The 14,860-nt window shown below is 67.1% G+C and carries 11 protein-coding genes; 4 read left to right on the forward strand and 7 right to left on the reverse strand.

Annotated features, from left to right (window positions below):
* Positions 1–14 precede the first annotated feature (14 nt).
* From AC1Z32_RS28615 to cobA, 7 genes are all read right to left on the reverse strand, one after another.
* Positions 15–2,801, reverse strand: a complete 2,787-nt coding sequence (locus AC1Z32_RS28615; protein ID WP_483482204.1) for an Hsp70 family protein — start codon at positions 2,799–2,801, stop codon at positions 15–17.
* Complete coding sequence (locus AC1Z32_RS28620) at positions 2,802–4,694, reverse strand: Hsp70 family protein (protein ID WP_483482205.1); 1,893 nt, start codon at positions 4,692–4,694, stop codon at positions 2,802–2,804.
* Positions 4,691–5,287, reverse strand: a complete 597-nt coding sequence (locus AC1Z32_RS28625; RefSeq protein ID WP_483482206.1) for a DUF2760 domain-containing protein — start codon at positions 5,285–5,287, stop codon at positions 4,691–4,693. The genes AC1Z32_RS28620 and AC1Z32_RS28625 overlap by 4 nt, the downstream gene beginning before the upstream one ends.
* A 314-nt stretch (positions 5,288–5,601) precedes the next feature.
* Complete coding sequence (locus AC1Z32_RS28630) at positions 5,602–6,087, reverse strand: adenosine-specific kinase (RefSeq protein WP_483482207.1); 486 nt, start codon at positions 6,085–6,087, stop codon at positions 5,602–5,604.
* Positions 6,088–6,132: 45 nt separating this feature from the next.
* Positions 6,133–7,263 (reverse strand): CmpA/NrtA family ABC transporter substrate-binding protein, encoded by a 1,131-nt coding sequence (locus tag AC1Z32_RS28635; protein WP_483482208.1) that lies wholly within the window; start codon positions 7,261–7,263, stop codon positions 6,133–6,135.
* 21 nt (positions 7,264–7,284) lie between these two features.
* Entirely contained in the window at positions 7,285–7,860 is a 576-nt protein-coding gene (locus AC1Z32_RS28640; RefSeq protein ID WP_483482209.1) for an ANTAR domain-containing response regulator, read from the reverse strand.
* A gap of 84 nt (positions 7,861–7,944) precedes the next feature.
* The gene (gene cobA / locus AC1Z32_RS28645; protein WP_483482210.1) at positions 7,945–8,712 is read right to left on the reverse strand and encodes a uroporphyrinogen-III C-methyltransferase; all 768 of its coding nucleotides are present in this window, start codon (positions 8,710–8,712) and stop codon (positions 7,945–7,947) included.
* 636 nt (positions 8,713–9,348) lie between these two features.
* Here cobA and AC1Z32_RS28650 point away from each other — a divergent pair.
* From AC1Z32_RS28650 to AC1Z32_RS28665, 4 genes are read left to right on the forward strand one after another with little or no spacing between them, the layout of a single operon-like run.
* A complete protein-coding gene (locus AC1Z32_RS28650; RefSeq protein WP_483482211.1) occupies positions 9,349–10,674 on the forward strand; it encodes an MFS transporter in 1,326 nt (441 codons plus the stop codon).
* 12 nt (positions 10,675–10,686) lie between these two features.
* Complete coding sequence (nirB, locus tag AC1Z32_RS28655) at positions 10,687–13,227, forward strand: nitrite reductase large subunit NirB (RefSeq protein WP_483482212.1); 2,541 nt, start codon at positions 10,687–10,689, stop codon at positions 13,225–13,227.
* Between the two features lie 26 nt (positions 13,228–13,253).
* Positions 13,254–13,598 carry a nitrite reductase small subunit NirD gene (gene nirD / locus AC1Z32_RS28660; RefSeq protein ID WP_483482213.1) on the forward strand — a complete coding sequence of 115 codons (345 nt, stop codon included), beginning with the start codon at positions 13,254–13,256 and terminating at the stop codon, positions 13,596–13,598.
* The gene (locus AC1Z32_RS28665) at positions 13,595–14,854 is read left to right on the forward strand and encodes an NAD(P)/FAD-dependent oxidoreductase (RefSeq protein ID WP_483482214.1); all 1,260 of its coding nucleotides are present in this window, start codon (positions 13,595–13,597) and stop codon (positions 14,852–14,854) included. The genes nirD and AC1Z32_RS28665 overlap by 4 nt, the downstream gene beginning before the upstream one ends.
* The last annotated feature ends 6 nt before the right edge of the window (positions 14,855–14,860 follow it).

Below are 14,860 nucleotides of genomic sequence, written 5' to 3' on the forward strand. Positions count from 1 at the left end.
CGCGCGGCAAGCGATCAACGGATGAGCTTCAGCCCGGCCGGCAGCGTTTCGCCGAACACGCGGCCTTCGTCGGCGCGATCGAGCTCGACGGTCTCGCGGACCATCGCGATCCACGCCTCTGCCGCGCCCATCGTTTCGAGGCGCTGGACGACGGCGGCGCGGGCCTCGTCGGGCAGGTCGCGCGAGCGGTCGCCGGTCATGCGGGCGATCTGCACGGCGGCGAACGCGGCCGGATCGATCTTCTTCCAGTCGAGCGCGAGGATCGCATCGAGCCAGGTGACGGCGACGTCCGGCGGCACCACGCCGTGCGCGCTGCCGTAGAAGGGCGCGCGCGCGCCGATGCGGCCCACGGCCCACCAGCTCTGCACGTTCTCCGAAGGTTTTCTGAGGCGCGTGAGCAGCCACTCGCCGACCTCGATCTTGCGTTCGACGCTCACGCGTTCCAGCGATGCCGCGAGCCGCACCATGTCCTCGTAGCCCGCGCGCGCCGCGCCCGCCGCCTTGCGGTAGCGGCTCGTGCCGGGCGGCTGGAGCACGAAGGCCATGTCGTCGAGGAGCCGCAATTGAGCCGCTTCGGGCAGCCCGCCCGCCGCGCGGCGCCAGAGCGTCCACCATTCGGACCAGATCTGGCTTTCGTTGCTGTACTGGATGCCCTGATCGAAGAGCGTCCACAACTGCTCGACGCGCCATTCGTCGAGCGGATGGCCGAATCCCGGCCTCATGCAGTAGCCCGCGAGATTGAGCCACAGGCGCTCGTGATCGGCGGTGCGGCGGCGCTTTTTTGCGCGCTCGAACAGCGCGCCGAAGAGCTCGCGCAACAGCGCGATGTCCCAGGTGTCGCGCGCGCCGAGCGTCTGTTCGAGCTGCGCGCGCAGGCGTTTGACTTCCTTCGGCCCGACGTCCTGCGACTTCGCGCCGAACGTGCGGTCGATCAGTTCGATGGCTTTCGGCAGCGCCGGATGCGGTTCGCTCGCCGCTTCATCGGATTGAGCCGTCTCGCGGCGCAGCTGAAATTCGAGCAGCCAGCGCTTCGCGGGATCGTCGACGGCGATGCAGTGCATTTCCAGCGTGCCGACCTCGGTGAGCGAAGTCGTCAGTTGAACCGGCGTTTCGCGCGCCTTGCCGTGGTCCGCGGCGCGCGGATCGACGACGGTCGCGATCGGCGGCAGACGCACGAAATCACCCGCTGCGGCGGCGAGGTCCGCGAGTTCGCCCGCCTTATGAGCCGTCTCCGCCACCGACGACGCCAGGTGAAAGCGCACCGGCGCGCCGAGCGTGAGCGCGAAGGTGCGGTCGGCGAGATGGATCGGCTGGCCTTCTTCCGTGCCGCGCGGCAGCACGCAGACGCCGCGCGTCGCGCTGGCGTCGTCTTCGAGCAGAAGGAAGAAGCTGCGCGCCGAGCCGCCGCCGATCTTCGGCGCGTGGCCCGCGCGCGCGAGCGCATACGCGACCGCGCCGCGCGCGACGGCCACGTCGGGATGGCCGTTCGCGAGCACGTTGACCGCTTCGCCGCGCCAGCCCGAAAGCGTGTCGGCGATGCGCCGCGCGAGCGGATCGGCGCGAAACACGCCGCCGTTCAAAAGCAAGGTGTCCGGAATGGCGAGCATTTCGGCGGGGACGTCGAGCGCCTTGCGCGCTTCGCCCGCATGCTGGCCGAGAAACGCCGCGATGTGCCGCGTGATGGCCGCGTCGCTTGCATAAGGCAGCCCGAACTCGACGATGCCGCCGCGCGCGCGGATCGGGCGATCGCCCGCGGACACCCTCGGGAAAAAGCCTTCGACGATGATCTGCTCGATTTCGTCGCGCGTGACATCGGTGGAGCGCGCGCCGCCGATGAGCTTCGAGCCCGCGCCCAGCAGCGTGATCGACGTGGAAGCGGGCGCGTTCGCGCCGAGCAGCTGTTCCTTCGCGGCCCGGCAGCGCTCGACCAGTTGCGACAGACGCGCCGCGGACAGCCGCGCGTCGCCGCTCGCGAGCCGCTTCTCGACGAGATGCGCGAGCGCGAGGTCCATGTTGTCGCCGCCGAGCATCAGATGGTTGCCCACGCCGATGCGCGTCAGGCGCGGCTCGCCATTTTCCAACGCGACCTGGATGAGCGTGAGGTCGGTCGTGCCGCCGCCGACATCGACGATCAGCACGAGCCGCGTGGACGCGAGTTCACGTCCAAGCGTCTCGCGATGATGGAACAGCCAGTCGTAGAACGCGGCCTGCGGCTCTTCCAGCAGCCGCAGCGTTTCGAGTCCCGCCATGCGCGCCGCTTCGAGCGTGAGGGCGCGCGCGCCTTCATCGAACGAGGCGGGCACGGTCAGCACCACGTCCTGCGTGTCCAGCGGCGCATCCGGAAAGCGCTCGTTCCACGCCGCGTGCACGTGCGCCAGATAGCTCGCGCTCGCGATCACTGGCGAGATTTTTTCGACATCGTCGCCCGCGCCCCACGGAAGAATGGGCGCGAGGCGATCGACCGCAGCATGCGAAAGCCAGCTCTTCGCGCTCGACACGAGCCGCCCGGGCACCTGCGCGCCGAGCTTCCTCGCGATTTCGCCGATGACCGCGGGCGCTTCCATCTCGCCCCACGGCAGCTGCAGATCGGCGGATTTGAGTTCGCCCGGCGCGAAGTGATAGCGCAGCGACGGCAACAGCGGCCGCGCGGCCACTTCGCCGGGACTGACGAGCTGCTCGATCTCGAACACGCGGATGTCGTTCGAGCCGGCCTCCGCGTATGCGACGACCGTATTGCTCGTCCCCAGATCGATGCCGACGCTGTACCGCGCGCCGGACGCCCGTTTCTTCCGTGCGGACACTTACAGGCCCATGCCCTGATCCACGCCCGAGGCCGCGCCGCCGCGCACGTCGAACTCGACTTTCCAGCGCTCCGACGAGCCGCGCGGAATTGCTTCGAGTTCGAGCGTGCCCGCTTCTGTCACGCGCGCATGCAGCTTGACGGGCACGACTTCGCCCGGCGTGCGGCCTTCGGGCGGCAGCGACGCCTCGATCTCCTCGAGTTCCTGCAGCTCGTCCGGCTGCCAGTATTCGAGCAGCGTGCCGACCTGATCCTGCCGGCGCACCGACGAGCCGAAGAAGCGGAAATGCACCGGCTCCCCGACGACGAGCCCGAATTCCTGCGTGGGCAATTCGGCCTCGGTGCCTTCCTCCATGCCGAACGGCGCGACGCACAGCGCCTGCACGGGCGGCTCGAGTCCGGGCACGGCCGGCATCGCCGATTCGACCGCGACGTAGTACGCGCGCGCCGTGCCGCCGCGGATGCGCACGCCCTTGCCGTGCCGCACATAGCCGTAATAGGCCGCGCCGCGCGCCACCGCCAGATCGAGGTCCGCGCCTTCGAGCAGACGCGCGGCGGGCGCGTTCTCGGCGGCGAGCCAGGCATTGAGCGTCGTCATCACGCGCTCGACGAGCAGTGGCGACTTGAACACGCCGCCGTTGAACAGCACGACGGTCGGATGCAGCATCGTCGCGCCTTGCGGCGCTTCGCGCTGCAAGCCTTCCACTTCCGCCAGCGCGTTCACCTGACGGCCGAGGAACGCCGCGAGATGACGCGTGACGGCGGCGTCCTGCGCGTAGGGCAGACCGAGCTGCGTCAGGCCGACGCGCGCGCGCGAAACCGGCCGCGCCGATGCATCGACTTGCGGGAAGAAGCCTTCGAGCAGGATTTGCGTGAGTTCGGCGCGGGTGAGTTCGGTGCGCAGCGACCCGCCGATGAGCTTCGAGCCGCGGCTCGGCACGACGAGCGGCACGGCGTCGACGGACGGATCGGACAGCAGCGCTTCCTTCGCCGAGCGGCACGCGTAGGTGAGGGCGCGCAACTGCCACGGATCGGGCTGCGTGCCGGCCGCCGCGAGCTTGCGCGCGACGGTATGCGCGAGCGCGAGGTCCATGTTGTCGCCGCCGAGCAGGATATGCTCGCCGACCGCGACGCGATGCAGCTCCAGATTGCCTTCGCGCTCGACGACCGCGATCAGCGAAAGGTCGGTCGTGCCGCCGCCGACATCCACGACGAGAATCACGTCGCCCACCTTGACCTGCTTGCGCCAGTTGCCGCTCGACTTCTGGATCCAGCTATAGAGCGCGGCTTGCGGCTCTTCGAGCAGCGTCATGCGCGTGTAGCCGGCGGCCGCCGCCGCTTCGGCGGTGAGTTCGCGCGCGGCGGGATCGAAGGAAGCGGGGATCGTCACGGTGACGTCCTGCTGATCGAACGGCGCGTCCGGATGCTGATGATTCCAGGCCTCGCGCAAGTGCGTCAGATAGCGCACCGAGCTTTCCAGCGGCGAGACGCGCTCGACTTCCTCGGGCGCATCCGACGGCAGAATCGCCGCGCGGCGATCGACGCCCGGATGGCACAGCCAGCTCTTCGCGCTGGAGACGAGGCGGATCGGCGTGCCCGCGCCACGGCTACGTGCGAGCTCACCGACGATGAACGTGCGCTCCTGCGTCCACGGCAGCGTGAGATCGCCGGGCGCGAGCTCGTTTTCGTGCGGCAGATAGAGGAACGAGGGCAGGAGATCGCGCTCTTCGGCGGCGCCGGGCGCGGTCAGCTGCGAGATCGGCAGCACGCCTTGCGCGGTCTTTTCGCCATCGCTCGCGCTCATGTCGACATAGGAGAGCGCGCAATGCGTCGTGCCGAGATCGACGCCGATCGAGTAGCGCGCCTGGCTCTGGTTTTCGTTGATTTCGCTCACAGTTCCACCTCCGCCGGCGCGACGATGCTCGCATCATGGGACGGCGCGAGCTTCGGCAGGCGCGTGTCCTCGACCTTCCAGCCGCGATGGCTGATGCTGCCGTTGAAAGGCGGCTTGCCGACGACATTGCCCGTCAGGCGCACCGCCGCCGCATCGAAGCCTTCCTGCAGCGTGATGCGGCTGCCTTCGGCTTCGGTCCGCACGGGCTTGATCGAGAAATGCTCGCGCAGCACCGCGCGGCAGCCATCGTGCACGAGGCGGGCGGCCGCGCCGATATCGGCGTCGTTGTAATTGGCGATGTCCTCTTCGACGAAATCGATGAAGCGCGCGTCGCGCTGCAGAAGGCCGAGCAGCTGCAAGGCGGCGACGGGGCTGGCTTCCGTGAGCGCGGACGGCGCGGGCTGGACCGGCGCGGCGGTGGGCTTCGGTGTTTCGGCTTTGAAATCGGGCTCGATATCGGGCGCTCGGGCCGCTTCGGGCGCTTCGCGCAGGCGCTGCACGCGGCCCGCGAACGCCGCATTGCCCAGAATGCCGAAGAAGGCCCCGAAGGCAATGCCTATCCTGCCGAAAAAGCCTGGATTCATGTCGGTCATGTGATGCTCCTGTAGGCCGCGAGAGGACGACCCTATCCTCGGGCGGCGCGGGTGGCCGGTGTTCGGTGCCGTATCGGCGGGTGTGATGCCGGGAGTTATCGGTTCGTGCGGATTTCAGGCGCGCGCCGTATGCGGCGTGCCGAAGAGCACGAAAAAACAGCACAAAAAGCGTTACGGCCTTTATACCGTATCTCGGTATTTTCCATGATGTCGCGCCCCGGCCGGAAAAAACGCGGGCCAGAGCGCGCGGCGGCGGGCCACATTCTCGCGGTTTGCGCCGCCAAGTCAAGGCGCGGCGGGCGTTTCGGGGATTTTCAGGCCTTGTAGCCGATCTTGCGCAGGAGGTCGCGGCGCCACTGCACGTCTTCGGCAGTTTCGACGCCGAGCGGCGGCAGCCCGTCCACGACGCCGACGATCCCGCGCCCCTGATCGGTCTGCGCGACGAGCACCTGCGTCGGGTTGGCGGTCGCGCAGAAGATGCGGCAGACCTCCGGCACGGCCTTGATCGTATTGAGCACGTTCACGGGAAAGAAGCCGTCGCCGAGCACGATGATGAAGCTGTGCCCCGCGCCGATGCTCTGCGCATTGCGCGCCGCCATCTCGACGAGCGTGTCGTCCGTGCCCGACGTGCGCACGAGCCGCTTGCCCGACGCCTCGCAGAACGCGAGCCCGAAACGGATGCCGGGCACCGTGCCGACGAGCGCCTCGTGCAGATCCTCGACCGTCTTGATGAAATGCGACTGGCCGAGGATGAAGTTGGTGTCCTCGGGTTTGTCGATGGCGATGGCGAGCAATTCCATGGCGAATCTCCGGTGCGCGCTGGAGATTCCATGGTAGGCGCTTTTCTAGGCGCGTATTTCGAAGCCTGCGAGATACGCGGCGGCGTCGCCGCCGTCCCACACGCGGCCATCGCAGAAGGTCGCCGCGCGCCGTTCGCCGGGCAACGCGATGCCCGCCGCCTGCGCCGCTTCGCGATAGAGCGCCGTCTGGTTCACGTCCGCCGCGATGCGCGCATCGTCGATATCGGCATCGAGCATGCCCCAGCGCCGATACTGCGTGATGAACCACAGCCCGTCGGACACGCGCGGATAGTTGACCGCGCCGCCATCGAAGAAGCGCACGGGCAGTGCGCGCGCGTCGGCGCCGTGGGTAGCGGCAAGACGCGGCTCGATCAGCGCGCGCGGCACGCCGACCAGTTCCGCCGACGACAGCGCCTCCGCGATCTCGCTGCGATGCGCGCTCGCATCGAGCCAAGCGCAGGCGTCGAGCATCGTGCGCACGAGCGCGCGCGCCGTGTTCGGATACAGTGCGGCGAAATCGCGCCGGCACGCGAGCACCTTCTCCGGGTGATCCGGCCAGATCTCGCTCGTGTACGCGACCGTCCTTCCCGCGCCGCGCGCCTCGGCCACCGCATGCCACGGTTCGCCCGCGCAGAAGCCGTCGAGCGCGCCTTCGACGAGCGCATCGGCCATGCGCGGCGGCGGAATCACGATGCTCTGAATATCGCGCAACGGATGCACGCCGTGCGCGGCGAGCCAGTAGTACAGCCACATCGCGTGCGTGCCGGTCGGAAAGGTCTGCGCGATGACCGGCTTGCGTCCGAGCGAATGCAGCGCCTCCTTGACGCTCGCGCCCTGCTCGATCGCCTCGGCGAGCGGCCGCGACAGCGTGATCGCCTGCCCGTTGCGGTTGAGGACCATCAGCACGGCCATATCCGCCTGCGGTCCGCCGATGCCCAGTTGCACGCCATACACGAGCCCGTAGAGCGCGTGCGCGGCGTCGATTTCGCCGGAGAGCAGCTTGTCGCGCACGGCGGCCCACGAAGGCTGGCGACACAGCTCGATGGTGATGCCGTAGCGTGCGCCGAGCTTGCGCAACGCGGCGGCGGCGAGCGGCGCGGCATCGGAAAGCGCGACGAAGCCGAGCCGCAGATGCGTGCGCTCGGGCGCGGGAAAGTTGGTGTCGGGCGGGTTCATATCGGTTCTTGAGTGCGTCGGCTAGCGCAGCAGATCGGCCATCGAAAGCAGCTGGCGCGCGATCTCCGCGACCTTCACGCCCTGATCCATCGCGCGCTTGCGAAGCGCCGCATAGGCTTCGTTTTCGGACATGCCGCGTTTTTCCATCAACAGGCGTTTGGCGCGGTCGATGACCTTGCGCTGCTCCAGCTCGCTCTCCACTTGCGCGAGGCGCTGGCGCAACTGCGCTTCATGCGCGAAACGCGCGAGCGCGACTTCGATGATCGGCGCGAGCCGCTCGGGCGCAAGCCCTTCGACGGAATACGCGGTGACGCCCGCGCCGACCGCCGCGCGGATGAACTGCTGATCGGCGTCGTTGCTGAACATCAGCACGGGGCGCGGCGCGGCCTTGTTCATCACGGCGAGCTGCTCGAGCGTGTCGCGCGACGGCGATTCGGTATCGATGATGACGACATCGGGCTTCTGGCTCTCGACAGCCTTGTGCAACGCCGAGGGCGCGGCGACTTCAGCGAGCATTTCATAGCCCATGCGCGCGAGCTGCTCGCGCAGGTCGCCGATGGGCTTGTCGGTGTCGGTGACGAGAAGAACGCGAAGCATGCGGGAAGCGGAAGGGGTCATGCGAAGAACGGCGGAAGCGGTTCATTGGACTTTAGCGCGCCGTTCGCCGTTTGAGAACCTGCTTCACGCGGCATGCGCAAAGCCTTTGGCGTCCGCAGCGCGCGCCGTGAACTCAGCCGCTTCGCCGATCGCGCCGCCGATGAGAATGACCGCGGGACTGCCGAGACCGGCGGCGGCGGCTTCTTCCGCGAGCCGGTCGAGCGTCGTGACGAGACGCTTTTCCTTCGATGATCCCGCGTTCTGCACGACGGCGGCCGGCGTGCGCGCGGGCAACGCTTCGAGCAGCGATGCCGTGAGCGTCGCGATGCGGCTCATGCCCATGTAGATCGCGAGCGTGGTGCCGGTGGCGGCGAGCGCGGCCCAATCCGGCTGGCTGTGATCCTGCATGTGCGCGGTGACGAAGGTCACGCCCTGACAATGATCGCGATGCGTGAGCGAGATGCCGAGACCCGCCGCCGCCGCGAATCCCGACGACACGCCGTTGATGATGTCGACTGGAATATGCGCTTCACGCAATGCGGCGATCTCTTCGCCCGCGCGGCCAAAGAGCAGCGCATCGCCGCCCTTCACGCGCACCACATGCAGCCCCTTCTTCGCATAGCGCTGCATGAGGCGCTGAATGAACGCTTGCGGCGTCGACTTGCAACCGCCGCGCTTGCCGACGCGAATCACGCGCGCTTGCGGCGCGAGCGTGACGATATCGGCGTTGGCGAGATCGTCGACGAGCAGGATGTCGGCGCAGGCGAGGGCTTTCGCGGCCCGCAAGGTAAGCAGGTCGAGGTCGCCGGGGCCTGCGCTCAGCAGCGTGACTTTGCCTTTTGAGTTGCTCATCGTTCCTTCCTGATGCTTTGCGTATGTGAGGCGTGAGGTGCATCGGCGCGGCAAACGCCTATAGCGTCCGCTCGTGTCGCTGCACGATGGGGACGCCTTTGTCCTTGCTCTTTCGATTCGAGGCGCCGCGGACGCCGTTGTCCGCAGCGCTTGCGTCAATGCAATAAGCGGGCCATTGCGTCGAACAGGGATTGGGCCGCCGTGCATCGCACTGTCCTTGTGCGCAATGCGCATGCACGGCACCGCTTCGGCGCGCGCGTGCTTCGTTCGAGTGAACGCCAGGGCTAACCGGATGGTACAAAAAGCGCGAGCCGCGAAACACCGCTGCGCGCACGTTCGCACGGCATCAGTGCTGCGTCGCACCATCCTTGTGCCCGCCCGCATCGAAACGCGACGTGGAGCGCGTGCGCGCAAGCGGTGCAAGCATCCCGCGAAGCCTTATGCAGCAAGCCTCTCCAGCCGATGCATCGCGCATGGCATAGCCCTTGCCTTATGTCTCGCCATCGGATCAACGGCGATCCGTCCTGAATACAGCGCCCGGCAGGTCACAGCCATGCGGGCATCGGACAACGGCGTCCCCCGCATTCGGCTAACCGGTCGAATGCGCGGGACGCCTTTCTTTTTTGCGGAAAGACGATGGACAAAGCCACCCGGATCGATCTCTTCAGCATGCGCACCGCGCCGATGCGCGCCTTCCATCTCACGTGGATGGCGTTCTTCGTGTGCTTCTTCGCGTGGTTCGCCTGCGCGCCGCTGATGCCGCTCATCAAGCGCGAATATGGTCTCACGGCGGATCAGGTCGCGAACATCAACATCGCGGCGGTCGCGGTGACGATTCTCGTGCGCCTCGTCGTCGGCCCGATGTGCGATCGCTTCGGCCCGCGCAAGGTGTATAGCGCGCTGCTGCTCGCGGGCGCGGTGCCGGTGCTCGGCGCCGCGGTCTCGACGGGCTACGACAGCTTCCTGTGGTGCCGTCTCGCGATCGGCGCGATCGGCGCGAGCTTCGTCATCACGCAGTACCACACCTCGGTCATGTTCGCGCCGAACGTCGTCGGCACCGCGAATGCGACGACCGCCGGCTGGGGCAACGCGGGTGCGGGCGCGGCGCAGGCGATCATCCCGTTGCTCGTCGCGGCCGCGATCGCGCTGGGCACGGGCGAAGCATCGGCATGGCGCGTCGCGCTGATCGTGCCGGGCATCGCCATGCCGGTGATGGCGTACTTCTACTGGCGCTATACGCAGGACTGCCCGCAAGGCGACTTCGCGACGCTGCGCCGCGCGGGCATTGCCATCGACGGCGGCAAGAAGGGCGGCTGGCAGAGCTTCGTGACCGCATGCTCGAACTATCGCGTGTGGATGCTCTTCGTGACCTACGGCGCGTGCTTCGGCGTGGAAGTGTTCATCCACAACATGGCGGCGGTGTACTACGTCGATCACTTCAATCTCACGCTCGGCCAGGCGGGCATGGCGGCGGGCAGCTTCGGTCTGCTCGCGCTCTTCGCACGCGCGCTCGGCGGCTGGCTCTCCGATAAAGCCGCGGCGAAGAAAGGCCTCGATATCCGCGCGACGCTGCTCTTCGTGCTGATCGCGGGCGAAGGCATCGGCCTCTATGCGTTTGCCCATGCGGGAAGCGTCGTGCTCGCCATCGTCGCGATGCTCGTATTCGGTCTCTTCACCCACATGGCATGCGGCGCGACCTACGCGCTCGTACCGTTCATCGATCGCCGCGCGCTCGGCGGCGTGGCGGGCGTGATCGGGGCGGGCGGCAACGTCGGCGCGGTCACGGCGGGCTTCCTGATGAAGGGCCTCGGCAACGCGCAGGCGACGCTCTCGATGCTCGGCGTGATCGTCGCAGGCACGGCGCTGTGCGCGCTCGCGGTGCGCTTCTCCCCCGAACACAAGGCACGCGAAGCCGCACTGCGCGAAAGCGCGCTTGCCGCCAATAACGTCATTGCAAACTGAGAAGGTCCCGACATGAAAATCGTCGTCATCGGCCACGGCATGGTCGGCCACAAGTTCCTCGAATGTCTCGCCGAGAGCGGCAACGAAGCGCTGCACGTGACGGTGCTGTGCGAAGAACCGCGCGCCGCGTATGACCGCGTGCATCTGACCGAATTCTTCACGGGCAAGAGCGCGGACGATCTTTCGCTCGTCGAAGAAGGCTTCTTCGAGCGTTCGGGCTATGCGCTGAAGCTGAATGCGCGCGCGGTCGCGATCGATCGCGCGGCGCGCACCGTCACGGCTTCGAACGGCGAAGTGCTCGCATACGACAAGCTCGTGCTCGCGACGGGTTCCTATCCGTTCGTGCCGCCGGTCGAGGGCAAGGACCGCGACGGCTGCTTCGTGTATCGCACCATCGAAGATCTCGAAGCGATGCAGGCGTGCGGCGCGCGCTCGAAGACGGGCACGGTGGTCGGCGGCGGCCTGCTCGGTCTCGAAGCGGCGAAGGCGCTGCGCGACCTGGGCCTCGAAACGCATGTGGTCGAGTTCGCGCCGCGCCTGATGGCCGTGCAGGTCGATGACGGCGGCGGCCGCGTGTTGCGCGGCAAGATCGAGGAACTCGGCGTGACGGTGCACACGGGCAAGAACACGCTCGCGATCGTCGACGGCGAGGGCGCCGTCAACCGCATGAACTTCGCCGACGACACGCATCTCGACACCGACATGATCGTGTTCTCCGCGGGCATCCGTCCGCGCGACGACATCGCGCGCGCCGCGGGTCTCACTATCGGCCCGCGTGGCGGCATCGTGATCGACGACGCCTGCCGCACGAGCGATGAAGCCATCTATGCGATCGGCGAATGCGCGTTGTGGCAGGGCCAGTTGTTCGGCCTCGTCGCGCCGGGTTACGACATGGCGCGCATCGTCGCGAAGCAGATCATCGGCGAGGAAGCCGCGTTCGCGGGCGCGGACATGAGCACGAAGCTCAAGCTGATGGGCGTGGATGTCGCGAGCATCGGCGATGCGCACGCGAAGACGCCCGGCAGCCGCACGTATCAGTACAGCGACGAGCGCAAGCAGGTCTACAAGAAGATCGTCGTGTCCGATTGCGGCAAGTTCCTGCTCGGCGGCGTGATGGTTGGCGATGCGACCGAGTACGGCACGCTCCTGCAGATGATGCTGAACAAGATCGAGCTGCCCGAAGCGCCGGAATTCCTGATCCTTCCGCAAAGCGACGGCAAAGCCAAGCCCGCGCTCGGCGTCGAAGCCTTGCCCGATGGCGCGCAGATCTGCTCGTGCAACAACGTGAGCAAGGCGGAAATCTGCGCGGCGGTGTGCGCGGGCGCGACGAGCATCGGCGCGATCAAGTCGTCGTGCAAGGCGGGCGCCTCGTGCGGCGGCTGCGTGCCGCTCGTCACGCAGGTGATGAAGTCGGAGATGAAGCGGCAAGGTCTCGCGGTGAACAATCATCTCTGCGAGCACTTCCCGTATTCGCGTCAGGAGTTGTATCACATCGCGCGCGTGGAAGGGCATCGCACGTTCGGCTCGCTGCTCGCGAAGCACGGCAAGGGACGCGGCTGCGACATCTGCAAGCCTGCTGTCGCCAGCATTCTCGCATCGTGCTGGAACGAGTTCGTGCTGAAGAAGGAACACGCGAGCCTGCAGGACTCGAACGATTACTACCTCGCCAACATTCAACGCGATGGCACCTATAGCGTCGTGCCGCGCATGCCCGGCGGCGAAGTGACGCCCGATGGTTTGATCGCCGTCGGCCAGGTCGCGAAGAAGTACGGCCTCTATACGAAGATCACGGGCGGCCAGCGCGTCGACATGTTCGGCGCGCGCGTCGAGCAATTGCCGTTCATCTGGGAAGAGCTGATCGAAGCGGGCTTCGAATCGGGTCATGCCTACGGCAAGGCGCTGCGCACGGTGAAGTCGTGCGTCGGCTCGACATGGTGCCGCTATGGCGTCGGCGATTCGGTCGGTCTCGCGATCGAACTGGAGAACCGCTACAAGGGCCTGCGCACGCCGCACAAGATCAAGTTCGGGGTGTCGGGCTGCACGCGCGAATGCGCCGAAGCGCAAGGCAAGGATGTCGGCGTGATCGCGACGGAAAAGGGCTGGAATCTCTACGTCTGCGGCAACGGCGGCATGAAGCCGCGCCATGCGGAACTCATCGCGTCCGATCTCGATCACGACACGCTCGTGCGCTATATCGACCGCTTCCTGATGTTCTACGTGCGCACGGCGGACCGCCTGCAACGCACGAGCGTATGGCGCGACAACCTGGAAGGCGGGCTCGACTATCTGATCGACGTGGTCATCAACGACAAGCTCGATATCGCAGCCGAACTCGAAGCCGAGATGCAGCTCGTCGTCGATACGTACGAGGACGAGTGGAAGAAGGCCGTCACCGATCCGCACACGCGCAAGCGCTTCCGTCACTTCGTCAACAGCGATGCAGGCGATGCGAACGTGGCCTTCGTGGAAGAGCGCGGCCAGATCCGCCCCGCGACGCTCGAAGAGCGCAAGTCGAAGCTGAACGATATCCCCGTTGTCGTCGAAACCGTCTGACTCATCGCACACTCAAGGAGCACATCATGAACGACCGCATCGAACAGGACTGGACCGCCGTTTGTGAACTCGACGACATCGTGCCGGACACGGGCGTATGCGCGCTCGTGAAGGGGGCGCAGGTCGCGGTGTTTCATCTCGCGGGCGAAGACGCGGCCGTGTACGCGATCGACAACTACGATCCGCATTCGCAGGCGGCGGTGCTGTCGCGCGGCATCGTCGGGAGTCTCGGTGAGCGCGTCGTCGTCGCGTCGCCAATCTACAAGCAGCACTTCGATCTGCGCACCGGCGAATGCCTCGAAACGCCCGAGCTTTCGGTGAGCGCGTATCGCGTGAAGGTCGCGGGCGGCAAGGTCTGGGTCGCGGCATGAAGACCGAATATGCGGTTGCGGGCATGGCGTCGCTTCAGGACGCCGCGCCGCGCCAGCGACTCGTCGTGATCGGAAACGGCATGGCCGGCATGCGCACGGTCGAAGAGCTGCTCAAGATCGCGCCCGGGCTCTACGACATCACCGTGTTCGGCGCGGAGCCGTACGGCAACTACAACCGCATTTTGCTGTCGCCGGTGCTCGCGGGCGAGAAGAGCGTCGACGACATCATCCTCAATACGCGCGAGTGGTACGACGCGAACGGCATCACGCTGCATGCGGGCGATGCCGTGGCAGAGATCGATCGCGCGCGGCGCATCGTGCGTTCGGAGAAGGGCGTCGAGGCGCGTTACGACCGCCTGCTGATCGCGACCGGTTCGAAGCCTTTCATCATTCCCGTGCCCGGTTGCGATCTTCCCGGCGTGATCGCGTTTCGCGACATTCAGGATGTCGAGGCGATGCTCGAAGCGGCGCGCGATCATCGGCATGCGGTGATCATCGGCGGCGGCCTGCTCGGGCTCGAAGCGGCGAATGGATTGCAGCGGCAAGGCATGTCGGTGACGGTCGTGCATGCGACCGACAGCCTGATGGACCGTCAACTCGATGCGAGCGCGGCCGCATTGCTCAAGCGCTCGCTCGAAGCGAAAGGCCTGCGCTTCGCGATGGCCGCGCAGACGACGGAGATCATCGGCGAGGACCGCGTGCGCGCCGTGCGTTTCGCGGACGGCACGCAGATCGACGCGGACCTCGTCGTGATGACGGCGGGCGTGCGGCCGAACATCGCGCTGGCGCAGGCGTCGGGCTTGCATTGCGAGCGCGCGATCGTCGTCGACGATACGTTGCAGACCTTCGATCCGCGCGTCTACGCGGTGGGCGAATGCGTGCAGCATCGCTCGGCGACGTTCGGCCTCGTCGCGCCTATCTGGGATCAGGCGCGCGTGGCAGGGGCGCATCTCGCGGGCGCGGGGCATCGGCGCTATGTGCAGAGTGCGACCGCGACCAAGCTGAAGGTGACGGGCGTCGATCTGTATTCGGCGGGCGATTTCATCGGCGGCGACGGCAGCGAGGATCTCGTGCTGCGCGATCCGCGCCGCGGCGTGTACAAGCGGCTCGTGCTGCAGGCCGGACGCCTGATCGGCGCCGTGCTGTATGGTGACGTGAAAGACGGCGGCTGGTACTTCGATCTGATTCAGAGCCGCACGGATGTTTCGCATCTGCGCGGCAAGCTTCTGTTCGGCAAGACGCTTTGCGAAGCCTGAAGCAAG

The sequence above is a fragment of the Caballeronia sp. 11_S32 genome, from assembly GCF_056930355.1.

Coding starts and splice junctions, on each gene's coding strand:
- AC1Z32_RS28625 (WP_483482206.1), bottom strand. CDS start 5,287: ATGACCGACATGAATCCAGGCTTTTTCGGCAGGATAGGCATTGCCTTC.
- AC1Z32_RS28665 (WP_483482214.1), top strand. CDS start 13,595: ATGAAGACCGAATATGCGGTTGCGGGCATGGCGTCGCTTCAGGACGCC.
- AC1Z32_RS28640 (WP_483482209.1), bottom strand. CDS start 7,860: ATGCTTCGCGTTCTTCTCGTCACCGACACCGACAAGCCCATCGGCGAC.
- AC1Z32_RS28630 (WP_483482207.1), bottom strand. CDS start 6,087: ATGGAATTGCTCGCCATCGCCATCGACAAACCCGAGGACACCAACTTC.
- AC1Z32_RS28650 (WP_483482211.1), top strand. CDS start 9,349: ATGGACAAAGCCACCCGGATCGATCTCTTCAGCATGCGCACCGCGCCG.
- nirD (WP_483482213.1), top strand. CDS start 13,254: ATGAACGACCGCATCGAACAGGACTGGACCGCCGTTTGTGAACTCGAC.
- nirB (WP_483482212.1), top strand. CDS start 10,687: ATGAAAATCGTCGTCATCGGCCACGGCATGGTCGGCCACAAGTTCCTC.
- cobA (WP_483482210.1), bottom strand. CDS start 8,712: ATGAGCAACTCAAAAGGCAAAGTCACGCTGCTGAGCGCAGGCCCCGGC.
- AC1Z32_RS28635 (WP_483482208.1), bottom strand. CDS start 7,263: ATGAACCCGCCCGACACCAACTTTCCCGCGCCCGAGCGCACGCATCTG.